This window comes from Sphingopyxis terrae subsp. terrae NBRC 15098, from assembly GCF_001598815.1.
Classification (GTDB): domain Bacteria; phylum Pseudomonadota; class Alphaproteobacteria; order Sphingomonadales; family Sphingomonadaceae; genus Sphingopyxis; species Sphingopyxis terrae.
The window spans coordinates 89843-114965 of sequence record NZ_BCZQ01000014.1 but is presented as its reverse complement, the minus strand read 5'-3'; the positions used below and the strand labels follow the sequence as shown (position 1 = coordinate 114965).

Below are 25123 nucleotides of genomic sequence, written 5' to 3'. Positions count from 1 at the left end.
AACGGCCGCTATTGCGGACTTATTCCATCAGCCCCGGCAGTTCGCTTCCCGGCACCGGCCCCGATTTCAGGAAGCCCTGCCACGTCGCAACGCCCAGTTCGCGCAGCCGCTCGAGCTGGCGCTCATTCTCGACCCCTTCGGCGACGACGAGCAATCCAAGCGCCCGCGCGAGGTCGACGATCGCGCGTACCACGATGCGGTCGCGGTCGCTGCCGTCGATCGTGCGCGTAAAGCCGTTGTCGATCTTCAGATAGTCGATCGGCAGCCGGGCGAGCAGCGACAGGCTGGAATAGCCCGTTCCGAAATCGTCGATCGCGATCGCGCAGCCGAGCGCCCGGATTTGAGCAAGCTGTGCCGCTGCGCTGGCCGGATCGCTGAGCATCGCCTGTTCGGTGAGTTCGAGCGTCAGCCGGTCGGGATCGACACCAGTGGCCTTCACCATCGCCGCGAAACGGTCGGCGAAATCGGGATCGCCGAGGTCGGCGGCGGTGATGTTGAGCGACACGCGAAGCTTGCTGAGCGCGCGCGGCCAGCCGGCGATCTCGGTCAGCGCGACGCGATGCGCATGTTCGGTAAGCTCGCGTTCCATGCGCGCCGCGCGCGCCGCGGTAACCAGCGGTCCGGCGCCGAGCAGGCCGAGTTCGGGATGTTGCCAGCGCAGCAGCGCCTCGACCCCGATCATCGCTTCCGTCGCCACCTCATATTGTGGCTGATAGAAAATCGCGACCTCGTCATTGGCGAGCGCCGATTTGACCATCACGCCGTCGCGCGCCGACGCGGGGCGTGCAAGCTGGTCGGCCGCGGCGCGAAGCTGCTCCTCGACGGGTTCGTCGCGCGTGATCAGCGCCGTGACGATGCGAATCGCAAGCCGGCCATTCGGATCGCCGACCATCGGTTCGGCCAGCGCGACATGCAAAGCCCGCTCCTGCGCGCGCAGCGCTCCGAGCGATAAGGGCACCGCAGGCACGATCAGGAAGCGCGGCCCCTCGAGCCGGCCGACGAACGAGCCATGACCGAATTCGTCAGCGGCAAAGGTTTCGAGCCGGCGCGCGACTTCGTCGAGCAGCGCGTTTCCGGTCTCGGTACCGGCGCTATGGTTGATTCGGGCGAGCTGGTCGACCTGGACCAGAATGACGCCCGCATCGGCGCCGTGCCGACCGTGGAGATTTTCAAGGTGCCGAACGCTTTGTGCGTTCGTGTCAACTGTGCGATTCATTGGCGCCCCCTAGCAGGCTTTGCTTGCCAATCTCTTCCCTTTTGCACCATCATTCAGGCGATGGCCGCAAATTCCGCCCCGCCTGTCGCTCCACTCACCGACGGTCACGGTCGGCGCATCACCTATTTGCGCCTGTCCGTTACCGATCGCTGCGACCTCAGATGTCGGTATTGTATGGCCGAGGAGATGCAGTTTCTGCCTCGATCCGCGGTCCTCAGTATAGAAGAAATGGGCGCACTTGCCGAACGCTTTGTTGCGCGCGGCGTCCGCCGTATCCGCCTCACCGGCGGCGAACCGCTTGTACGGCGCGGAATCGATCTGCTCGCGGCGCAACTGGGCGCGCTCATCGGCCGCGGGCTCGACGAACTGACGCTGACCACCAACGGCATGCGGCTGGCCGACCATGCTTCGATGCTTGTCGAAGCAGGGATTCGCCGCGTCAACGTCAGCCTCGACACGCTCGACCCCGACGCCTTTCGCCACATTACGCGCGTCGGCGAACTCGCTACGGCGCTGCGCGGCATCGCCGCAGCCCGGGCCGCCGGGTTGGCGGTGAAGATCAACATGGTCGCCTTGGCGGGGCTCAACGAAGATCAGCTTTTTCCGATGCTCGACTGGTGCGCGGCGAACGGCTGCGATCTGACGCTCATCGAGACCATGCCGCTGGGCGAGGTCGCCGATGACCGCAGCGATCATTATATTCCGCTCCACCATTTCATCGCGCCGCTACGCGCCGATCGCGCGATCTTTCCGGTCGATCGCTACACCGGCGGCCCGGCGCGCTATTTCGGGATCGAGGACAGCCCGGTCACACTCGGCCTCATCACCCCGCTCAGCGATAATTTCTGCACCAGTTGCAACCGCATCCGCCTGACGGTCGAGGGGCGCATCTATATGTGCCTCGGCCAGGACGACCATGTCGACCTGCGCGCCGCGCTGCGTGAAGGGGGCGATGTCGATGGCTTGATTGATGCCGCATTGGCTGGCAAACCCCGCGCGCATGACTTTCAGATCGAACGAAAGTCCACACCGGCGGTCGCGCGTCATATGAGTGCAACGGGCGGTTAGATCACGCCCCAGGGGGACCAGATGCAACGCAAGATCGCGCTCGTCGCGTCGAATGCGCCCGCGGCGATGGAGGCGGAGGCCGGGCTTCGCCCGCTCTACGATTTCGTCGAGCTTGGCGAAGCCGACATGCTCATCGTGCTCGGCGGCGACGGCTTCCTGCTGCACATGCTGCACCAGCTCCTCGATCAGCGGCGCAGTCTGCCCGTGTTTGGGATGAACCGCGGCACCATCGGCTTCCTGATGAACGAATTTCGCGTCGAAGGGCTGCTCGACCGTATCGCGAGCGCTCGCCCCTTCCTGATCCACCCACTGCAGGGCGATATCACCACGATCAGCGGCGAACGGCACATCCTGCCGGCGATCAACGAAATTTCGCTGCTGCGCGAAACGCGGCAGGCCGCGAAGCTTGAGGTGCTGATCAACGAAAAGCAGATGCTCGAGGAACTTGCCTGCGACGGCGTGCTCGTCGCGACCCCCGCGGGTTCGACCGCCTATAATCTGTCGGCGAACGGCCCTATCCTGCCGCTCGAATCCGAAATGCTCGCCCTGACCCCGATCAGCCCGTTCCGCCCGCGACGCTGGCGCGGCGCGCTGGTTCCCGAATCGACGCGCATCCGTTTCAACGTCCGCGAAGCGGCCAAGCGGCCCGTCAGTGCGGTCGCCGACCAACGCGAAATCCGCGACGTGAAGACCGTGCTCGTCACCACCGACCGAAGCCGGCCGCTCACGCTGTTCTTCGATCCCGATCAGGGACTCGACGAACGTATCGCGATGGAACAATTCATCGTTTGACCGCTTGCGTGGCCGCCGGGCGCGGCTAGCATCGCCCTTTCACATGAATGGGGGAATTTCATGCGTCTGACCATGCTTGCTCTTTTGCCATTGCTCGCGCCGCAGCCGGCCTTCGCCGAATCGTGGCGGCTTGCCGCCTATTCCAACAGCGCGCCGCAGCTTGTCTATCTCGTCGATATCGATTCGGTGCAGCGGTCGGGCACCACCGTCACCTTTCGCCAGCAGACGCTCTACGAAAGCACGACCGATACGCGCGATTTCGATCGCACGATGACCACGCGGCAGGCCGACTGTGGTTCGAACACGTCGTTCATGCGCGACAGCAGCTTTTACGTCGCCGGCAAATATCTGGATACCGAAGCGGGGCCGTCGGACACGACCACCGCGCAGTCGGGATCGGTGCTGCGGCAGTTGGTCGATACGGTCTGCGGCCGCTCGGACTATTTCTCGCCCATCCTCCCGGCGCCCGAAAGCTGGGTGCGCGAAAAATTTCGGACGGGCTTCTGAACGATCCGTAAAAATTGCCGTACAACCCCCTTGCAAAATGATCCGCATGGCGGCAAAGGGGCCGCCTTGCCCGCCTCGGCGGGCTGCTCCTCGGTAGCTCAGCGGTAGAGCAATCGACTGTTAATCGATCGGTCGTAGGTTCGAATCCTACCCGGGGAGCCACTTCTCTCCAGACATGCGAAACCCTTCGCCAAAGCACCCTAGCTTTGCGTGGTTTGCGGCTTGTCGGGCCTCAGCGCAAAGCAGCTTTCCTCACAGCTCGGCTCATGACCACCGCGGTTCGGGCATCGAAGACTTTCCGGTGCCTCGTGGCGTCCGAAACTCTCAACGATTGCGGAATGACCGCTTCACGCAGAGAATGGAGAAAAGCGGACATTCGATGTACCCAGGCGGCAGGTGGAGATCCAATCTTCAGAAATGACGTCGCGAGGAGAAAACTGCCCGCTTTCTCGAATCATTCCTCTTTCTTAGAAGCGCACTCTGAAACCGGCGGTGCCCTTCAGGCTGTAGCCCGCGCCGAAGTCGGCGATTGCTGTATTGCCCGACACCTCGGTGTAGAGGGTGAAGCGGTCTGCGCCCCAGCTATAGCTGCCTCCAAGCCCCAGCTCGCCCGTCAGGCGATGGTCGCGGTTGTAGATCGGCGTTCCCGACACGTCGACGACCGCGCTGTCCAGCCATTCGTAGCTGAGGTTCATCACCGTGTAGAGATGTGTCCGGCGCGTATCGCCGGCGCGGCCTTTCCAACTGGTCTGATGGTCGATCGCCAGACCCCAGCGGGTCAACAGGCTTTCCCCTTTTGCCACCGAAACGGCCGCATCCGAAGGGTCGAGGAAGCGATCGAAATCGACCTTTGCATAGCTCATCTGGATCTGCGGTGTGATTGACAGATTGCCGCCGATCGGCGTCCGCTTGCCGATCTCGAGGCCAAATGCATGGCCATCGCCCTTGTTGCCGCGCGCCAGCGACCCGAGAATATTCGAATCAAGATCGCTGTCGAACCAGCTGACCTTGACCTGCCCATCGACATAGAGGCCACGCGGTCCGTACCACGTCATCGTCGCGCCGACGCCATAACCCTGGGTAGCGATGGTACCGTTGCCAAAGATCGACGTCACGGCGCTGTCCGTTTCGCCATAGTGCGCGGTCACCCCTCCGACGAGCACCGCGCCGTCGCTGCGCTCTGCCAGCACGGCATCGAGCCCGAGTTGCGCCTGCCACTGGTTGAGTTTGCGGTCGGCTCCGCTCGTAGATGCCGCGGCTTCCGGGCGCTGGCGTTCGGATTCGAACCGGCCCCATAGACCCGCGCCGGCGATAGGCGAAGCAGCCCACGAACGGTTGCCAACGCGCTGTTGCAGGGTTGGCAACCGGTTCAGCGACTGCAGAGCGCCGACATAGGCTTCATAGACGGGTACCCCCGGCTGATAGAGCGGGCCTTGTGGATTCTCGCCGGGGTCGAGCAGCGCGGAGCGGAGGTACCAGTCGCCGTCCTGCGGCGTCGATATCCCATTCTTGTAGAGGCGGTAGCCATAAGCGCCCAGCACCACCGCCTGCTCGCCCTCGAACAGATAGTCGCCCTCAAGCATGAAGTTGCCGTTCGATGCGCCCGCGACATCGACGATCTTGATCCCCTCGACCGTCTGGTCCCCGACGCCGCCGCGATTGATGACCACGACCCGGGTGTTGCCCGAGGTCGCGCCATTCACGACCAGCCGGTCGGCCGCCGATGCATCACCGCCGAGTACGGCCTCGATCTCGAGCACGCCGCCGTTGCCGGAATAGTCGCCAGCCACGGTGAGCGAACCGATGCCGCTGCCCGGTGCGACGACCCCCGCATTGATCAGACTGCCGACGCGGCCAGCGCCCTCAAGACGGCCCGCCGCGCCGACGGTGACCGCACCGCCGAGGCTTCCCTGCACGGCCAGCGTGCCGCCGGTGATCATTGTATCGCCACCGAAGCTGCCGCTGTCGCCGGTGACGAGCAGGGTGCCCGCACCATCCTTGGTCAGCGCGCCCGTGCCGGAGAATAGCCCGTCGTAGGTGAAAAGCGTATCGGCCGCGGTCGCGATCGTGCCGCCGCCCGCAACCACGATGCCGCGCTCGCTGACAATGTCGGCGCTCGTTTCAAGCCTGCCGCCGTCAAGCATAAGGTCGCCGCTCGCTGCGCCGAGGTTGGCGTCATTCGAGACGCGGATCGTACCACCGATAATCTGGGTGCCGCCAGTATAGCTGTTCGTGCCGCCGAGGACGAGCGTCCCCGCGTCGGTCTTGACCAGTTGCGCCGTGCCGGTGAGCGCCGACGCGATCGTCGCGGCGGAGCTCGCGCCCGCCGTGCTGCCGTCGCCGACCCGGATCACCGCCTGCGCCCCATCGAGCGCGACCGCGTCGCCGGTGATGACATAGCCGTTCGTCGCAAACTGCATTCCGGTGACCGACACGGCGCCCGGAGCGCTGTCGACCGTGACCGTGCCCGCCGTGCCACCGAAAATTGCGAAGGCGCCATCGGCATAAGGCGCGCTGAGATTGCCCGTCGCATCGGTCCAGTTGCTGTTGCCCGCGCTGCTCTGCCACACGCCGTCGCCGCCGTTGATCACGCCGTCGGCCTTTGGTCCGGCGCCACCGTCCCAGAAGTTCAGCGTCAAACCGCCAGAATTGACCAGATTGACCTGACCCGTGACCGAGGTCTGGATGGCCGTATTTGCGCCCGCCGGCATGGTGCCGAAGGTCACGCCATTGTCCGTTAGCATGCCGCCATAGTTGAACATGCGATAGATGCCGACGTCGAACGCGCCACCCGCCGGAACGCTGACATTGAGCACACCGTCGAGGACCAGATCGCCGCCGACGTTGACCAGATCGTTGAGAGCGCCGCCGGCGACGCCCGCCTGCCCGAATTCGAAATCGAGCTGGGTTCCGGCCGCAAGCGACAAATCGCCGCCGACGGTCAGCGTGCCCGTTCCGCCCGCGCCCGGCGCCAGCGTGGCCCCGCTTGCGAAGTCGACATTGCCGCCGATCGTCCCCGTGCCACCCAGCGTCGCGCCCGCGGCGACGCTTGTCCCGCCCGTCGCCACCGAATAGTCGCCGTTGACGAACAACGTGCCCGCTTCGACCGTCGTCTCGCCGGCGAAGGAACCAGCGCCGCCGAGCACCAGTGTACCCGCGCCCGCCTTGACCAGGCCACCAGCACCGCCGACCGGGCCGGTCAGCGTCAGCGTGGTTCCGGTATCGCTGCGGAACACGCCATCGCCAATCAGCGTCAGCGTGCGGCCCGAAACAATATCGGTCGTGGTATGGAGCGTGCCGCCGCCGATCGACAACCCGCCACTCGCGTCGCCCAGATTGGCATCGCTGCCGATCCGGATCGTCCCGCCATTGATAAGCGTCCCGCCGCTATAGCTATTGGAGCCTGTCAGCACGAGCGTGCCCACGTCGGTCTTGAGCAACTGCGCGGTTCCGGCGATCCGTGCGTCGATGGTCGTGGTATAACTCGCGCCCGCGGCGCTGCTGTCGCCGACCTGGATGATCGCCTGCGCGCCGGTCAGCGTCAGCATGTCACCGGTCACGACATAACCGTCGCTCGCGAACTGCATGCCCGAGGCGAGGACATTGTTGCCGCCACTGTTGTCGATCGTGACGGTGCCGGGTGCGGCCGCGAAGACCGCGAAGCTGTCCTGCGCGTAATCGGCGTTGATCGAACCGTCCGCGTCGGTCCAGTTGTTGAGGCCACCCCCGACGCGCCACACACCGTCACCGCCGTTGAGCACACCATCATTTTTGGGTCCGGCCGCGCCATCCCAGAAGCTGAGCGCGAGGCCCTGTGCGTTGACCAGATTCACCTGGCCCGCGATCGCGGTCTGGACCGAAACCCCGGTGGCGCCGCCGGGGATTGTTCCCAGCGTCAACCCATTGTCGATGAGTGCGCCGCCATAATCGAACACGCGGTAGATGCCGGGACCAAAGGTGCCGCCCGCCGATGCCGTAACATTGATTGTTCCGTCCAGAACCAGATCGCCGCCGACCGCGACAAGATCGTTCAGAGCGCCCCCCGCGACATTCGCCTGACCGAATTCATAAGCGAGGATCGAACCGCTCGCGAGCGACAGGTCACCAATGATCGCCAGCGTGCCTGCGCTCGTGCCGGGCGCGAGCGTCGCGCCGTCGCGCATGTCGACATTGCCGCCGATGACCCCGGTACCGCCGAGCGTGGCGCCCGCGAACACCGTCGTCAGGCCCGTCGCCGCCGACTGATCGCCGTCGATGATCAGCGTTCCCGCGTTGACCAGCGTCGCGCCCGAATAGTCACTCGCCCCGGTCAGGGTCAGCGTGCCGAGGCCGTTCTTGGTCAGGCTGCCCGTCCCGACGAAGCGCGGCGAGATGCCGATGTCATGGCCGTCGGTATCGATAAGGCCGCCATTTGCGCCAAGCACGATGTCGTGCGTGTCGAAACCGACGAAGAAGGCATCATTGTCGGCCGTCGCGCGCAGCACGCCGCCGTCGAGCGAGAAACTGATCGCGCCCAGACCGCCGCCAATCTGGCTGGTTTCGAGGATGCCTGCGTCGCCGGTCGTTCCCTGCACCGTCACATTTGCGCTTGATGCCGCTGTAATACCAAGCGAGAAGCCACCTTCGGCGCGCACGCGTCCGCCGTCGTCGATCATCAGCGCCCCCGCGCCCTCGTTACCGACGGTTATCGAAAAGTCGGTCACCAGCCAGTTCGAGCCTGCGCCGGTCACCGTGACGCTGCCATCGGCGTTCGCGCCGATATAGCCCTGGTTGCTGGTGACGCTCGCGCCGTCCTCGATGCGCATCGTCCCTGTGCCGAAACTGCCAATGTTCAACTGCTGGGAGTTGACCCAGGTCGACCCGGCGCCGGAAATGACGACATTACCGTTTCCGTTCCCCCCGACGATAGCGTCGTTGCTCGAAACTGTCGCACCGTCTTCGATTCGCAGGGTGCCCGAGCCGGAGAGACCGACGTTGATCCGCCCGCCGTTTTCCCACGACGAACCGGCGCCGGTTACCAGCGCCTCGCCGACACCATTGGCGTCGAGGCCAATGGTACCCGAAGCGCTCGACACCAGGCCACCATCGGCGATGGTCAGCGTTCCGATGCCGTTGTACGCGACGACCAGCTCGGCGCCGACTGCCCAGGTCGACCGATTGCCGGCGCCGTCGCCCCCGGTGACCGTCGCCGCTGCCTGCTCGCCGTTGTCTACCCCGATCAAGCCGTTGAAGCTCTCCAGCGTGCCGCCCGCCGAAAGCCGCAATCCTCCGGCCCGGACATAGGCATCGTCGGCAACGCTGCTCGCGCCCGTAAGCACCAGCGTGCCAAGATCGGTTTTCACGAGGTCGCCCGAGGCGCGCAAAGCGGAAGCGATCGTCGTGCTATACCCCGCCCCGGCGGCCGTCCCGTCGCCGACGCGGATCACCGATTCGGGGCCGACCAGCGCGATGCCGTCGCCGTCGACGACATAACCGTCGCTCGCGAACTGCATGCCCGCGACATTGATCGCGCCAAGGCCATCATCGACCATGACCATGCCGCCCACACCCTGGAAAACGGCAAAGGCACTGTCGAGGAACGGCGCGTTCACCGAGCCGTCGGCGAGCGTCCAATTATCGTTCCCCGAAACATTCTGCCAGACGCCATCACCGCCGGTTACGACCCCGTCGTTACGGATGCCGTCCGCGCCGTCCCAGAAACGAAGCGCGAGTCCGTCGGTGTTGACCAGATTGACCTGATTCGCGACCGATGTCTGTACAAAATAGGCAGGATCGACGGACAGGCCGTTGTCGATCAGCGTCCCGGCATAATCGATGACGCGATAGATCCCCGGATCGAAGCTGCCTCCGGCCGAAACCGCGACATTGAGCATTCCGTCCAGTGTCAGATCGCCGCCCACCTCGATCAGGTCGTTGAACGGACCGCCGACGACATTCGCCTGGCCGAAGTCGACGTTGAGCGTCGCGGCCGGCGTAAGTGTCAGATTGCCGGCGATGGTGAGCCTGCCCGGCGCTCCACCGATGTCGCCCGGATCGAGATTGCCGTCCAGAATATCGACATTGCCGCCGATCGTCCCGATACCGCCCATCGTGCCGCCGGTCGCCACGCTGACGAGGCTGGTCGCATCGCCGAGGGTGCCGTCGATCAGCAAAGTACCGCCTGCTACCGTAGTCGTGCCTGCGAAGGCCGAACTGTCGCCCGTGAGACGCGTCGTACCCGCGATCTGGTTGAGCGAACCCGCGCCTGACATCGCGGCGGCGAACATGTAGTCCGCATCGATATGGTTGAAGTTGACGCGCGAGGTCGCGCTGCCGAAGGCGAGCGTCGGGGCGTCGAACACGCCAGCCGCGGCAGCGGCCGCGCCCTCGGCACCGCCGATGTTGAGGATACCCGTCGCCGCGACACCGTCGGCAAGCACGAACGTACCGCCGACATCGACCCCGCCGCCGTCGGCCAGCGTCAGCGCGCCGGTTCCGCTGCCGCTGCCGATGACGAGGTCGCCCGTCGTGAAAAAGCTGGAGCTGGCGCCCGATACGGTCAGGCTTGCGGCCTGCGGCGCGGCTCCGAATGTTGCCGAGGTAAAGCGCGCTGCGCCGCCCTGATCGACCACGAAATCGCCCGCGGTCATCAACAGCGCGTTCGTGCTCGTCCAGTTGGACCCTGCGCCGGTGATCGCAACCGCAAGGGCGTTGGTGCTGCTCGTCGCGGTGCCGATCTGGCTCGCGCCGCCGGTCAGCAATGTCCCGCCCGCACCGACGGTCAGGCTGAAGGGCGCGTTGAAGCTGGTGCTTCCCAATATCCCGCCAGCCACATCGGCCAGCGAGTTCGCGCCGGTGACGTTGATCTGAGTCGAAATGGTCGTCAGGGCGCGCAGGTTTATGTCGCCGGTCCGGAGCTCGAGCGTGCCGCCGTTGGTGACATTCACGATCGCCGAGCCGCTGAAAGCGATATTGCCGCCGATGAAGTCCGTACTGAATAGCGTATCCGCACCATCGATGCTGAGCGTCGAGCGGCCCAGGGTCGTGGCGCCGCCCGAGGTGACCTTCGCCCCCCCGACGATACGCAGCTCTCCGCCGGCGCCGTTGACAAGCGTCCCGCCGCCATAATTGCTGTTGCCGGTCCATGTCGTCACGCCGGTGCCAGCGACCGCAACGATGCCGGTGCCGGTGATCGAGCCTCCATAGGTGTAGGCATTCGAGCGATTGAAGACGAGACGGCCATTGTTGACCACGTCGCCGGCGATCGAGCCGGTCGTGCCGGTAAGGCCGCCGATCTGCAGCGTCCCGGCTTCGATCGTCGTTCCGCCGGTGTAGGTGTTTTCGCCAAAGAGCGCGAGCGAGCCGGCGCCGAGCTTGGTCAGCCCGCCACTACCCGTGAGCGCATCGCCAATGCCGTTGGAAGTCGCGGCATTGGCGATGTCGATTGCGCCGCCGTTCGCGCCCAATATATAGCTGTGCGAACTGACCGAGCTGGGTCCGGTCATCCGCAAGGTGCCGCCGTCGAGCGTGATCGCGCCAGCGGCATCGCCAAGGAAGCTATCGTCGGCGACCGAAAGCACGCCGCCTTCGATCCGCGTACCACCGGAGTAGCTGTTCGCGCCGGTCAGTACGAGCGTACCGGCGTCGGTCTTGACCAGTTGCGCCGTTCCGGTGAGGTCGGCGCCGACGGTCGCGGTGAAGCCCGCGCCCGCCGCGGTGCCGTCGCCGACGCGCACGATCGATTCGGGCCCGATCAGCGTCAGTGGCGCCCCATCAACTATATAGCCGTCCGCCGCGAACTGCATGCCCGTGGCGGTGACTGCACCGCCGCTATTGTCCACCGTCACCGTGCCCGGCGCCCCGGCGAACACCGCAAAGGTGCCGTCGGCATAGGCCGCGTTGATACTGCCGTCGGCGCCGGTCCAATTGTTGTCGGCGCCGCCAAGGCGCCAGCTGCCGTCACCGCCGTCGACGGCGTCATTGAACTTGGGACCGGCGTCACCGTCCCAGAAACTTAGAGACAGGCCGTCGCTGTTGACGAGATTGACCTGGCCGGCGACCGACGTCTGGACGGTAACGTCGCTCCCTGCAGGTAGCGACCCCAACTCGAGTTCGTTGTCGGTGAGCGTTCCGGCATAGTTGAACACACGATAGATGCCGCCGCCGAAATAGCCGCCGCTCGACCCGGTGACGTTGATCGTGCCGTCGAGCGTCAGGTCGCCGCCGACATTGACGAGATCGTTGAGCAGGCCGCCCGCGACGCCCGCTTCGCCGAATTCGAAGTTCAGGACCGAACCGCCCGCGAGCGTCAGGTTGCCGTCGATATTGAGCGTGCCGGGACTGTTGCCCGGCGCGAGGATGCCGCCATCGAGGATGTTGACCGATCCGCCGATCGTCCCGTTCCCGCCCAGCCTCGCGCCCGACGCAACGGTGACGAGGCCGGTCGCCGCCGACTGGTCGCCATTGATGCGCAGCGTCCCGGCATTGACATTGGTTGTACCGGCATAGCTGTTGTTTCCGCTGAGCACCAATACCCCTGCGCCCGACTTGGTCAGGCCGCCCACCCCTGAAACAAGGCCATCCAGCGTCAAGGTGGTTCCCGCGTCGGTCGAGATCGCGCCCGCCCCTGTCAGGCTGACATTGCGTGCGCTTCCAAAGGAGGCGGTCGTGCGCAGCGTGCCGCCCGAGAAGGTCAGACCGCCCGCGGCGGCGCCCAGATTGGCGTCGGCTGAAACCTGCAGGATGCCGCCAAGGATCGACGTACCGCCGGCATAGCTGTTGGCGCCGGTCAGCACCGTCGTGCCGCTACCGACCTGCTCTACCGAGCCGCCGCCGGAGACGATGCCGCCAAAGGTCACGAGGTCCGACCGATCAAACACGAACACACCATCGTTGGCGACATCGCCGACGATGCTGCCGCTCGTGCCGCCATCGCCCAGTTGAAGCGTACCCGCTTCGATCGTCGTGCCGCCGGTATAGCTGTTGGTACCAGTGAGGACGATCGTGCCCGTCCCCGATTGCCGCAACGATCCGGTGCCGACGATCTGTCCACCATAGGCGAGCAGGTCGCTGCGATCGAAGCCGAGCGCGCCGAAATTGTTGACGAGCGCGCTTGCGATCGAACCCGTCGTGCCGCCCCCGCCGACGAACAGCGTCCCGGCATTGATGTTGGTCGATCCGGTGTAGCTGTGATTGCCAGTCAGCACCCACGTGCCGTTGTCATTCTTTGCGAGCGTCGTGATGCCCGACCCGGCATTGCCGATCGATCCCGCCAGCGTGTTGTTGTCGGTGTTTATGCCGCCCAGCGCGATCGTGCGCGCTTGATTATTGCCCGTTAGCGTGACCGGTCCCGTATCGGTGAAGACGATCGCGCCCGTGCCCGACGATTCGATGAAGGTGACGCCCGCCGACAGGGTGAACAGGCGGTTCGTGGTATCGCCACTGCCCGTATAGCGCAACGTCGAGCCATTACCGATGACCAGGTTCGACGCTGCGGCCGAGGACGCGCCGATACTGCTCGCCACGCCGCCGTCGGCCAGTTTGTCGACGCCGAGGACGCCGCCGCCGATCGTCGTGACGCCGGTATAGGTGCTGCCCGCGTTCGTCAGCACCCAAGTGCCCGCGTCGGTCTTGGTCAGGCGGGTGATGCCCGATCCATTGTTCGTGATTTGTGCGGCGAGAATATTCTCGCCCGTGTTGGTGCCGCCAAGCGTCAGCATCTGCGCGGTGTTCGCATTGGAAAAGGTGATCGGCCCGGCGTGGGTAAAGGCAATGGAGCCGGTGCCCGACGCGTTCAGCCGGCTCGTCGTCGAGGCGCCGAGCGTGAACTGGCGGTCGGTCGCTCCGCCCGTTCCGACATATTGCAGCGTGCCGCCGTTCAGGACCAGGTTGCTCGCCGCGCTCGACGACACGCCGATCGAACTATTCGCGCCGCCGTCTTCGAGGCAGGCAACCGCCAGCGTGCCGGCGTTGATGATCGTTGCGCCGTCATAGCTGCTCGCGCAGCCAGAAAGCTCCTGATAGCTTCCGCCATTCTTGACCAGCCCGCCGCTTCCCGAGATCGCCCCGCCATAAACGGCGGAGGCGCTGCCGCCTGCATTGATCGTCAGCGTCGCTCCGCCGAGCGCAATATTGCCGCCCTGCGTGCCGCCGCCGATCAGGTAAAGGACATTATTGTCATATCCGTCGAGGTCGAGCAGGACGCCGGCCGTATTGTCGAGCGAGACCGGGCCCGCGCCCAATGCGGTGCTCGATCCGACGCGAACCGTGCCATTGACGACGCGCAGCGTACCCGTCGAGCTGTTCGTTCCCGATAGCAGCAGCGTCCCTGCGCCGTCCTTGGCGAGTTGGCGGGTGCCTGTAACAGTTCCCGAAAATTCGAGCGTTGTTCCCGCATCGACCACGTTGATCGCGCCATTGCCGGTCAGTGTGAAACCGCGATCGGTCGAAGTGCTGGCGCCGGTATAAGCCAGCGTGCCGCCTGCAAAAACAAGGTTTGACGCCGCCGCCGCCGAAGCGCCGATCGCGCTTGCCTGCCCGCCGTCGGCGATGCAGTCGACCGCGAGCCCGCTCATGATCGTAGTCACGCCGGTATAGTCGTTGTTGCAGCCGCTGATCGTCTGAGTATAGCTGCCGCCGCCGCGTGTGAAGCCGCCGGTGCCGGTGATGCGCCCGGTAAAAATTCCCGGACCGCCTGCAGTGATCAGCGTGTTTCCGCCCAGATCGACGGTACCGCCGCCGATGATCGCGGCGATGTTGATGTCATAGCCGCCAAGGTCGAGCGTCGCGCCTGCATCGACGGTCATATAGCGCCCGCCCGGGCCGAACGCCTGCGTCGATCCCGCGCGCAATGTCCCGGCGGTCACGATCGTGTCGCCGGTGTAGGTGTTGGCGCCGCTGAGGATCAGCGTGCCGACGCCGTCCTTGACCAGATTATTGCCCGAACCCGCCACGACGCCGCCGATCGTCAGTTCGGTGCCCGCCTGTGCGACGTCGATCCGGCCGTTGCCGGCGGCAAGCGTGAAACCGCGATCGGTCGCGACCGTGCCGCCGGTGTAGCGAAGCTGTCCACCGTTCATAAGAACGATGTTCGCCGACGCATTGCTTGCCGCGCCGATCCCGCGTGCCGTACCGCCATCGGTCAGCGTGCCGATGGCCAGCGTCCCGCCCGCGATCGTCGTCACGCCGACATAATCGTTCCCGGCGTTGGTCAGCGTCAGCGTACCCGCGCCGGTCTTGGTGAATCCTGCATCGTCCGGACTTGTGACAACGCCCGCAAAGGTCAGGTCGGCGCCGGTCGCAGTGACATCGATCGTTCGCGTAGTACCGCCGTTGACCAGCGTGAAGCCCCGGTCGCTGGTCGCCGTGCCGCCGGTATATTGCAGCGTCCCGCCCTCGATCACGAGGTTCGACGACGATGCCGACGATGCACCGATATTCGACGCGGCGCCGCCATTCGCGATGCTGGAAATCTGGAGCACCCCGTCAGTCAATGTCGTCGCGCCGGTGTAGCTGTTGGTGCCCGACAGCACGACGCGGCCGGTGCCGCCCTTCGCAAATGCGGTCACCCCGGTGCCGTCGACGATCGCCGAGCCGATGGTAAAAGTGCCGCCCCCATTGTGCTGAATGCCCAGCGCGCCGCCAGCGATTCCGCTGGTGAGCTGTCCGCCGCTGATCGTCTGGTTGGCCGTTCCAACGCTTGGCGCGACGATGATCGTGCCATCGACGCCCAGCGTATTCGCGGCGCCAATGGTGACCGTCGATGCCGCGGCGGCGGCATAGCGCAGGCCCGCCAGATAAACATCGCCACCAATGGTACCAAAGAAGGGCGAATTCGCCGCACCCGCTGCATCGCTGACAATATCGCCGGTCGTCCACGTCCCGGCATCGTCCTTGTCGCTATAGTCGGTCGCGTCGAACGCCACGACATTGCCGCCAACGATTTTGGCATAATCCGACCCGTTGATCGTCGCCCAGCCACCGAGGACGCCGTCGAGATTGCTCGTGGTGATCGCGCCCGCACCGGGCAGCACGAAATTGACGAGGCCGCCGGTGCGGCCGAGCGCGCCCAGGTTCAGGTTCATCGATCCGCCCGCGCCATCGACCGCGCGCAGCGTATTGCTGCCCGCGCTGACCGTCGTGCCGCCGAATGCCTGGCTGTTCGCTTCGCCCGACGCACCGAGCACGTCGAGGTTGCCGCCCGACAGGACGAACTGCGACGCCGACGAAATGATATCGGACCCCGGCCCGCCAGCGCCAGTGAAGTCGAGCGCGAGCTTGCCGCCAGAGATCGTCGTCGCGCCGGTATAGCTGTTCACGCCGGTCAACGTCAGCGTTCCCGCGCCCGCCTTCGTCAACCCGCCGCTGCCCGCAATCACCCCGCCGAAACTCTGCGCAGCCGCTGCCTTAACCGTCAGCGTCGCAGCGCCGAGCGCGACCGTTCCTCCGCTTCCCGCAAGCGATGGCGCGACGAGATCGAAGCCGCCAAGGTCGAGCGTGCCGCCGTCGATGATGAAGCCCGTCGCGTTGCCGAAGGCACCGGCAACGCCGGCGCGGAGCGTGCCGGCGTTCACGGTGACCGTTCCCCGCTGAACATTCGCGCCGCCGAGCACCCACGTGCCGGCGCCGTTGGCAACGATATTGCCATTGCCCGAAATCACGCCCGAAAAATTGTTTGTTCCGGCATAGCTGCCGCTCAGTGTCAGCGTGTCGGGATTGGGGTTTGCGGCGTTGAACGCAAGCGCACCCGACAGGTCGAGTGCGCCTGTGCCGTCGTTCTGGATCGCGTTCGCCGCGCCGTTGACCAGCCACTCGCGGTTGCTGGCGTCGCCCGCTCCGTCATAGCGTAGCGTGCCGTTGCTCAGCGCGATCGTCGTGCCCGCACCAAGCGAACTTTCGCTGCCGATGTCGGCGAGTTTGCCCAGACGAATTTCGCCCGCGAGCGTCGCCTGGCCAGAAAAGCTGTTCGCGTCGCCGAGCTCGACGGTGTGTCCGGCCGACGCGGCGAAACCATAGGCGCCGCCGCTGAGCACGCCGAGCAGGCGAATGTCCGCAGTTTCGGCGTTGAACGATCCGCCTGTCGAAATATCGACGTCACCGGTGATCTCGAGCGTGCCCGTCCCCTGGTTGCGGATCTGGGCGGCATTGCCGTTGATATCCCAATTGCGGTTCGAACTGTCGCCGTCGCCAAGATAGATAATGCTGTCGCTGTACTGGCTCTGCTGATTGAAGACGATCGTGCCGTCCGCCACCGTCACCGGCGCACCGAGCGAGCTTGCTTCGCCCAGATTTCCGATCGAGGTGAAACGCGTCGAGCACACGCCGTTGCAGCCTTGGAATATGGTACGCCCGGTATAGTCGCTGAGGTCGTTGCTCATCGTAACGCCGCTCGCGGCAAGCTGCACCGATCCGTCACCGCGAATCCGCGCCGCGCCCGCAGCCGCGCCTTCGAGGATCAGATTACCGCCAGTGCCGATCGTGACGGTGCGCGCGGTGCTAGCACCGCCGATCGACAGCCGGACGTTCGAGGCGGCGGCTGTAAAAATATTGTTGCCTGCCGCGCCCAGCGCGCTGTCGGCGGCGGCATAAAGGCTGCCCGCATTGATATTGATGTCGCCGGCAAAGCTGTTGACGCCGTTCAGGACCAATGCGCCATTTCCTGCCTTGATAAGGCCGTTCGATCCCGCGAGGGCCGAATTGATCGTGCTGGTTCCGCTTGCGGTGGTGATGGTCGCATTGGCCCCGCCCAGCGCGATCGTGCTGCCGTTCAGCGCATAACCCGCCGAACTGAAGGTGATGTTGCCGATGGTAACCGGTTGACCGACCGTCACCGTCCCCGCGGTGCCGCCGAAAATCGCATTGTCGAGATCGCCGTTGTTCCACGGCTCGACGAAAGGGCCGCTCACGCCATCGCCATTGGGGCTCCAGTTGAGGTTGACGAGATCCCACGTTCCCGTTCCGCCCGAACCGACAGCGGTGCCATTGGCGTCCCAGTAGCGATCCTCGGCGTGCGCGGCGAGCGGCACGGCGGCGAGGACTGCCGCGAGCGATGCGCCACAAAGAAGCCGCCGCGACCGGGCTCGCGCATTGCTGACGTTTCCACGGTTCATGCTGTTATCGGTCATGAGCTTTCCTTGAACGCAAATGGCTCGCCGGGCAGGCGGGCTGGGGAGGTTGGCGGCAGTCGTTTAACTTTGGGGAGAAGGCGCAACGGGTGCGCAAGTGCGTGAGTGAGCCCGAAGGCGGCGGACAGAATCCCGCGGTCGCAGATCATTTGCCCCCCTATTTGTTCAGGTCGCGGGGCACTCCATATGGCGAGCTTCCGCACTCCTTGAACCTTGCAGGTTTGCTGACGATTGCACGCAACTGCGGATCAATCCCCTGCGGAACCCCGGTGTGGCCGATCTCACGGAAATCCCGGACCGCTGCCGAAACCCTGATATAAATTAAATTATTATCAGAAGGTTACCGAACTGCAGTGAATTGGGAGTGTGTTACCGTATCGATATGAGAGATTGAGGCCGGGTAACATCGTGCTACGCGATGACCTCCATCGCCGCGGCGTCGTGCGCCCCTTGCGCAAAGCCGCGCATGAAATGCACGACTTATTGCTTCGCCATGTCGAGCGCGACATCGACGATCATGTCTTCCTGTCCGCCGACCATCTTGCGGCGGCCGAGTTCGACGAGGATCGCGCGCGTATCGAGGCCGTGCTCGGCCGCCGCTTTTTCGGCATGTCGGAGGAAGCTGGAGTAAACCCCCGCATAGCCGAGCGTCAGTGTCTCGCGATCGACGCGCACCGGGCGGTCCTGCAGCGGGCGCACCAGTTCCTCGGCCGCATCCATCAGTGCGAACAGGTCGCAGCCATGGTTCCAGCCGTAGACGTCGGCAGCGGCGACGAACACTTCAAGCGGGGCGTTGCCCGCACCGGCGCCCATGCCGGCAAGGCTGGCATCGACACGGATGGCACCATTCTGCACCGCGACGATGCTGTTCGCGACCCCGAGGCTGAGATTGTGGTGCGCATGGACGCCGCGCTGCGTTTCCGGCTTGAGGACGCGGTCATAGGCGGCGAGGCGCGCCGCATAGCCATCCATCGTCAGCGCGCCGCCGCTGTCGGTGACATAGACGCAGTGCGCGCCATAGTCCTCCATCAGCTTCGCCTGGCTCGCGAGCGCGTCGGGCTCGGACATGTGGCTCATCATCAGGAAACCGGCGACGTCCATGCCCAGCCCGCGCGCCGCCTCGATATGCTGTTTCGCGACATCGGCCTCGGTGCAGTGAGTCGCGATCCGCACCGAGCGCACCCCCATTTCGTAAGCATGCTTGAGGTCGTGAACCGTCCCGATGCCCGGCAGCAGCAGCGTCGTCAGCACGCTATGCTCGAGCACCTCGGCAACCGCGCCGATCCAGTCCCAGTCGGTGTGGGCGCCGAAGCCGTAGTTGAAGCTCGATCCCTGCAGCCCGTCGCCGTGCGACACCTCGATCGCATCGACCTTTGCGGCATCGAGCGCCTTGGCGATCGCGCGGACATGATCGAGGCCATATTGGTGGCGGATCGCGTGCATTCCGTCGCGGAGGGTGACGTCCTGGATATAGAGTTTGGTCGTGGTCGGGTCGAAGCTCATGCGGCCACTCCTTCGTTCATGCGGAGCGCGATCTTCTCGGCGGTCTTGAGTGCCGCCGAGGTCATGATGTCGAGATTGCCCGCATAGGCCGGCAGATAATGCGCCGCGCCCTCAACCTCGAGGAAGACGCTGACCTTCAGACCCGTAAAGCTGCCGCCCATTTCGGGGATGCGCAGCGGAGCGTTGCCGCCGATGCTTTCGAACTGGACCGCCTGTTTGAGGCGATAGCCGGGGACATAGGTCTGTACTTCGGCGACCATGTCCTCGACCGACTGGCGGATCGCCGCACGGTCGGCGTCGTCGCACAGGCAATAGACGGTGTCGCGCATGATCAGCGGCGGTTCGGCGGGGTTGAGGACGATGATCGCCTTTCCGCGCGTCGCACCGCCAACCTTTACGATCGCTTCGCTCGTCGTTTCGGTGAACTCGTCGATATTGGCGCGCGTGCCGGGGCCGGCGCTTTTCGACGAGATCGAGGCGACAATCTCGCCATAATGTACCTTGGCGACGCGGTTCACGGCCGCGACGATCGGGATCGTCGCCTGCCCGCCGCAGGTCACCATGTTGACGTTATCGGCATCGAGGTGCGCGTCGCCGTTGACCGGCGGGATCGTGCAGGGACCGATCGCCGCCGGGGTCAGGTCGACGACGCGCTTGCCGTGCGCGATCAGCACGTCGCTGTGCCGCTGGTGCGCCCCCGCCGAGGTCGCGTCGAAGACGATGCCGATGTCGGCGAAGCCGGGCATGGCGATCAGCCCATCGAGACCGTCGGCGGTGATCGGAACGCCGAGCCGCGCGGCGCGCTTCAGCCCGTCGCTCTCGGGATCGATGCCGACGAAGGCACCCATTTCGAGCGTGTCGGACAGGCGCATGATCTTGATCATCAGGTCGGTGCCGATATTGCCCGACCCGATGATCGCGACCTTGGTCTTGCCATTGGCGGTCTTCGTCATTTTGCTATGCCTTGTATTTAAAGCTGCAGGTACCGATGCCGGCGATGCGTGCCTCGACATGGTCGCCGGGGGTCAGCGTGACCATCGGCCCGAGCGCACCCGCGAGCAGGATATCGCCCGCCTTCAGCGGCTCGCCGCGACCCGCGAGAATCCGCGCCAGCCACGCGGCGGCATTGAGCGGGTTGCCAAGCGCGGCGGCACCGACGCCGGTCGAAGCGACCGCGCCATTGACGGTCATCTCCATCGCGGCGCCTTCGAGGTCGAGCCCGGCGAGCGATAACCCGTCATCCGCCAGCACGAAGAAGGCCGAGGAGCCATTGTCGGCAACGGTATCGGCGAACGTGATCTTCCAGTCGGCGATGCGACTGTCGACGATCTCGATCGCGGCGTGGACGCTCGCGACCGCCGCCGCGACCTGTTCGGTGGTCGTATCGGGATCGGACAGGTCGGCGCCAACAATGAAGGCGATCTCGGCCTCGGCCTTCGGCTGGATCGTCCGTGCCGGGTCGAGGCGTCCGCGATCGGCGACGCGCATGTCGTCGAACAGGACGCCGAAGTCGGGCTGGTCGACGCCGAGTTGCGCCTGCACCGCCTTCGCGGTCAGCCCCGCCTTGCGCCCGACAATCCGCCGGCCCTGCGCTTCCCAGAAGCGCGTGTTGATCGTCTGCACCGCATAAGCGCCCGAGGCATCGGTCGGATCCAGCGCATCGCGCAGCGGCGGGACAACACCGCCCGCATAGGCATCGCGCAGGCGGCGGGCGACGGCTTCGAATGTGATCGACATCATCCTCTCCTCGGTCGCTGGGTAACAGCTATTCGGGTTGCCGGCACGCCATCGCCAATGCTATTTCTCGATAATCGAGAAATTGAAGGTTTGTAGGATGCCTGCCACCCCGCCCCATTGCCATGCCGCCCCCCCCGCCGCGGCCCGTCCAGCCTATGCATCGGGCACGCTGGCGAAGGGGTTGCAGCTGCTTGATGCCGTGCTGGCGGACGGAGGCCGATCGGGGCTCTCCGCTATCGCGCGGCAATTGGAGATGCCGGTCGCAACCGCCCACCGGCTCGCGCGCACGCTCGAGAGCGCCGGCTATATCGACCGGGCGGCCAAGGGCATATATGTGTCCGGACAACGTCTTGCCGCATTCGGCCGCCCGGATCGGCGCGACCGGCTGGCCGCCGTGTTGCGGCATCCCTTGGCCCGTCTCGCGCGCCGCTTTGGCGCCTATGCCCACGCGGGCGTTCTCGAAGACAATATGGTCACCTATATCGTCCGGGAACGCGGCGGGGCTGAAGACCTGTTCACGGTCGAGCATATGCAGCTCGAAGCCTATTGCTCGGCGATCGGCAAGGTTCTGCTCGCTGCACTGCCCGATGCCGAACTCGACGCCTATCTCGATCAGGGGCCCTTCATCGCGCTGACGCCCAACACGATCACCGATCCGGATCGATTACGGGCCACATTGCTCGGCGTGCGCGGCGAGGGCGCAGCCTACGACCGGCATGAGGTACGAAGCGACCTCTATTGCATGGCAGTCCCCGTGCATGCCGCAAACGGGGCGGTGCGCGGCGCCATATCCTTGTCATTCCTGGGTGACACGCCCACCCCGGGGACCGAGCGATCGGCCTTGCGCAGTCTCAAAAGCCTCGCCGGTCGCGCCCGCGCCGACTGAACCGCCAGCCGTGCCAATGCCACGGATCCGATTGACCGGAAATCCGGACGGAGCAGCATCGATTGCGCGGGCGATGCGAGCCGGTTGCGAATGATATTCGGGCCGCAAACGCGTTACGCATCGCCACGAAAATCGGCGCGCGCCCGCGGGGCCGCGACATTCGGGAGGGAAGAATGGCGCCAGGAAAAGGAATAGTCTCGGGCAAGAAAGCAATCGTCACGGGCGCAGCGAGCGGAATCGGCAGGGCGATATCCGAGGCGCTCGCTGCCGAGGGCGCGACGGTACTGGGGGTCGATCTGCCCTCCGCCGAATGGTCGACCAGCGAAACGCTGGAAGGGCCGATCGCGCGGCTGGCGATCGACATTACCGACCCCGCCGCACCGGGAACGATCGTCGACACGGCGTCCGCCCTGCTCGGCGGGATCGACATATTGGTCAACAACGCCGGGATCATAACGGCCGGCGACGCAGAGACGACGTCCGACGATCAATGGAACCGCGTCATGGCGGTCAATGTGCATGCGGTATTCCGCCTGACCCGCGAAGCCATTCCCTTGCTTCGCAAGAGCGCGGGCGCGAGCATCATCAACACCGGATCGATCGTGTCGGAACTCGCAGGCCCCGGCATCATCGCCTATATCACATCGAAACATGCGGTTGCAGGCATGACCAAGGCGATGGCGGTGAACCTTGGCAAATACGGCATTCGTGCCAATTTCCTCCAGCCGGGCAGCATCGTGACGCCATTGGCTCAGTCGGTGTCGAACGACCCCGAATTCATTGCCTATTGGGAACGGAAAATCACTTTGGGCCGGCTCGGCCAGCCCGGCGACATCGCGCCTGTCGCCGTGTTCCTGGCATCCGACGCAGCGCGCTATATCTCCGGCGAAGGGGTACGCATCGATGGCGGGGCGACGGTCAACGCATAAACGAAGCGCTGCGTCCCGACATCGAGGTGCCGATTTTTCCTCCATTTTTCAATGGAAAAGCACGACAACAGAAGAATGTCGGACCCGGCCGGATGCGGGCACCGGATCGATAAGCAGAGCCAAAACGAGCGGAATGCGAGGTTTCTTTTCGAACGCTCGGTTTTATCAGGCGGTCAAATTTCAAACAAACAGAAGAATGGCGTCGAACGCCATGACCATGGGGAGAGCGGTAATGAAGGGCCTGAATTCGAAACTTCTGCAATCGGCTGCCGTGGGGGCCCTGGCGATCACCGCCATGCCGGCGCAAGCGCAGATCGAAGAAATTGTCGTCACGGCAGAGAAGCGCGAACAGTCGGTGCAGGACGTTCCGATCTCGATCCAGGTCGTGCCGGGCGAGGATCTGCAGGAACGCCAGATTTCCAGCGCCGAGGATTTTGCGGGCTCGCTGCCGAACGTCCTGATTTCCAAGGATTCGGTGTCGAAGCCCCCGGCCGCGCGCATCTCCAGCCAATTGCGCTCGGCATCCGACAGGGTGCCGTCGGGGTGGCTCTGCCGGTTGGTAAGCGGCGCAAGCATCAGCCGATTCTTCATCGGCTTGCCGCGGGCGAGAGGCAGTGGCTCGAACAGCCTATCGGACGACATATCGCTCACTCCCGATCAGAACGCGCGCCGGACCTATCGTAGCGTGAAGCCGCGATAGCCATCCGCCGCTGCGTCGGAACAGATTTCGCGATAGCGGCCAAGTCCGCCGATGTAGACCGGAAATGTCCGCGGCTTGCCCGGCACATTGGCGCCGGTATACCAGGTGTTCGCGGTCGGATAGAGCGACAGCGAGCCCAGCGTCGTCACCTTCTCCATCCAGCGATCCTCGGCGTCCGCATTCGCCTCGATCGAGCGCAGGCCGGTACTGCGCATATGCTCAATACAGTCGCAGACCCAATCGACATTCTGCTCGTTCAGCAAGATGAAATTGGCGAGCGCCGACGGGCCGTTCGGGCCCGCGATGACGAACAGGTTCGGGAAACCCTCGATCATCAGGCCGAGGTGCGAGCGGCCGCCATCGGCCCATTTGTCCTTGAGCTTGCGCCCGTCGCGGCCCTCGATATCGATCGACAGCATCGCGCCGGTCAGCGCGTCATAACCGATCGCGGCGATGATGATATCGACCTCGACCTCGCCCTCGGCGGTGCGGATCCCCTTTTCGGTGATCTCGACGATCGGATGCTCGAGGCAATCCTTCAGCGTCACATTGTCCCGGTTATAGGCTTCATAATAGCCGGTATCGAGGCACGGACGGCGCGCAAAGATCGGATAGCCGCGCGGGGTCAGCCGGCGCGCGGTGTCGGGATCCTTCACCACCTCGGCAATCTTGCCGCGCACGAACTCCGCGACGACCTCGTTCGCATCGCGATTGGTGAGGAGGTCGGAGAAAAGGCCGAGGAAGGACAGGCCGCTGTGCGCCCAGGCGTCTTCCATCAGCTTCTCGCACTCTGCGGGCGTCACGCTGAACACTGGGCGGTGGGTGATCGGTCGCACGCCGCCGGTCAGCGAATGGCGCGCCGCCGCACGCAGCGAGGGATAATGGGCCTTGATGTGCGCGACATATTCTTCGTCGAGCTTGCGGTTGCGCATCGGGAGCGTGAAGCTCGGCGTCCGCTGATAGACGTAAAGATGTTCGGCCTGCTCGGCGACGACGGGCACGATCTGAATGCCCGACGACCCGGTGCCGATCACCGCGACGCGCTTGCCCTTGAGATCGACGTCATGGTGCGGCCATTTGCCCGAGAGATAGAGCTCGCCCTTGAACTTGTCGGCACCCGGGATATAGAGCTGCTTCGGCACCGACAGTGGTCCGGTCGCCATCAGGCAATAGCGCGCCTCATAGACCTCGCCGCGATCGGTCTCGATCCGCCACAGCGCCGCCTCTTCGTCATAATGGACCGTGGTCGCGCGCGTTTCGAAGCTGATGTCGCGTTTCAGGTCGAGCTTGTCGGCGACGAAGCGCGCATAGGACAGGATTTCGGGTTGCGCCGCAAATTGCTCGCTCCACGTCCACTCCTGCTGGATCTCGTCGGAGAAGGAATAGCTGTAATCGATGCTCATCACATCGCAGCGCGCGCCGGGATAGCGGTTCCAGTACCAGGTGCCGCCGACATCGTCGCCCGCCTCGATCAGATGGGCGTCGAGCCCCATGCCGCGTGTGCGGTGCAAGGCATACATGCCGCCGAAGCCGGCGCCGATAATCAGCGCGTCGAGGCGGCGGGGAGACGTGTCGCGGGTGGGATTGGCCTGTTGCATCGGAAGTCCTTGGGAGAAGCGGTAAGTCGGTCGTCGGGCGGTGAAGTCTCCGGCCCGCACGTCCGCCCCGGACGCAGCAGGCCGG

General features: G+C 64.9%; 12 protein-coding genes and 1 tRNA gene. 7 read left to right on the top strand and 6 right to left on the bottom strand.

Features of this window, described 5'->3' with window-relative positions:
• Positions 1–19: 19 nt before the first annotated feature.
• The gene (locus STE01S_RS09230) at positions 20–1216 is read right to left on the bottom strand and encodes a GGDEF domain-containing phosphodiesterase (protein WP_062767220.1); all 1197 of its coding nucleotides are present in this window, start codon (positions 1214–1216) and stop codon (positions 20–22) included.
• A gap of 60 nt (positions 1217–1276) precedes the next feature.
• On the opposite strand from STE01S_RS09230, the gene moaA reads away from it, so the two are divergent.
• From moaA to STE01S_RS09210, 4 genes are all read left to right on the top strand, one after another.
• Entirely contained in the window at positions 1277–2284 is a 1008-nt protein-coding gene (gene moaA / locus STE01S_RS09225) for a GTP 3',8-cyclase MoaA (protein WP_062767218.1), read from the top strand.
• A 21-nt stretch (positions 2285–2305) separates the two neighbouring features.
• Positions 2306–3076, top strand: coding sequence for an NAD kinase (locus STE01S_RS09220; protein ID WP_062767216.1), 771 nt, complete (start codon positions 2306–2308; stop codon positions 3074–3076).
• Between the two features lie 60 nt (positions 3077–3136).
• Complete coding sequence (locus STE01S_RS09215; RefSeq protein ID WP_003039572.1) at positions 3137–3583, top strand: surface-adhesin E family protein; 447 nt, start codon at positions 3137–3139, stop codon at positions 3581–3583.
• Between the two features lie 87 nt (positions 3584–3670).
• Positions 3671–3745, top strand: a tRNA-Asn gene (locus STE01S_RS09210).
• A 305-nt stretch (positions 3746–4050) separates the two neighbouring features.
• Here the strand turns inward: STE01S_RS09210 and STE01S_RS20000 are convergent.
• From STE01S_RS20000 to STE01S_RS09190, 4 genes are all read right to left on the bottom strand, one after another.
• Positions 4051–17685: an autotransporter-associated beta strand repeat-containing protein gene (locus STE01S_RS20000; protein ID WP_062767214.1), complete on the bottom strand. Its 13635-nt coding sequence runs from the start codon at positions 17683–17685 to the stop codon at positions 4051–4053.
• Positions 17686–18165: 480 nt separating this feature from the next.
• Entirely contained in the window at positions 18166–19188 is a 1023-nt protein-coding gene (dmpG, locus tag STE01S_RS09200; RefSeq protein WP_062767212.1) for a 4-hydroxy-2-oxovalerate aldolase, read from the bottom strand.
• Positions 19185–20141, bottom strand: a complete 957-nt coding sequence (locus STE01S_RS09195; RefSeq protein ID WP_062767210.1) for an acetaldehyde dehydrogenase (acetylating) — start codon at positions 20139–20141, stop codon at positions 19185–19187. Before STE01S_RS09195 ends, dmpG begins: the two co-directional genes overlap by 4 nt.
• A 4-nt stretch (positions 20142–20145) precedes the next feature.
• Positions 20146–20925 carry a 2-keto-4-pentenoate hydratase gene (locus STE01S_RS09190; RefSeq protein WP_062767320.1) on the bottom strand — a complete coding sequence of 260 codons (780 nt, stop codon included), beginning with the start codon at positions 20923–20925 and terminating at the stop codon, positions 20146–20148.
• 97 nt (positions 20926–21022) lie between these two features.
• On the opposite strand from STE01S_RS09190, the gene STE01S_RS09185 reads away from it, so the two are divergent.
• The 3 genes from STE01S_RS09185 to STE01S_RS20365 all read left to right on the top strand — a co-directional run bounded on the left by STE01S_RS09185 (position 21023) and on the right by STE01S_RS20365 (position 23440).
• A complete protein-coding gene (locus STE01S_RS09185) occupies positions 21023–21811 on the top strand; it encodes an IclR family transcriptional regulator (protein WP_255265920.1) in 789 nt (262 codons plus the stop codon).
• Positions 21812–21984: 173 nt separating this feature from the next.
• Positions 21985–22740, top strand: coding sequence for an SDR family NAD(P)-dependent oxidoreductase (locus tag STE01S_RS09180; protein WP_062767206.1), 756 nt, complete (start codon positions 21985–21987; stop codon positions 22738–22740).
• A 196-nt stretch (positions 22741–22936) separates the two neighbouring features.
• A complete protein-coding gene (locus tag STE01S_RS20365; RefSeq protein WP_162928246.1) occupies positions 22937–23440 on the top strand; it encodes a hypothetical protein in 504 nt (167 codons plus the stop codon).
• Here the strand turns inward: STE01S_RS20365 and STE01S_RS09170 are convergent.
• Complete coding sequence (locus tag STE01S_RS09170; RefSeq protein ID WP_062767202.1) at positions 23416–25038, bottom strand: flavin-containing monooxygenase; 1623 nt, start codon at positions 25036–25038, stop codon at positions 23416–23418. The genes STE01S_RS20365 and STE01S_RS09170 overlap by 25 nt on opposite strands.
• Between the last annotated feature and the right edge of the window lie 85 nt (positions 25039–25123).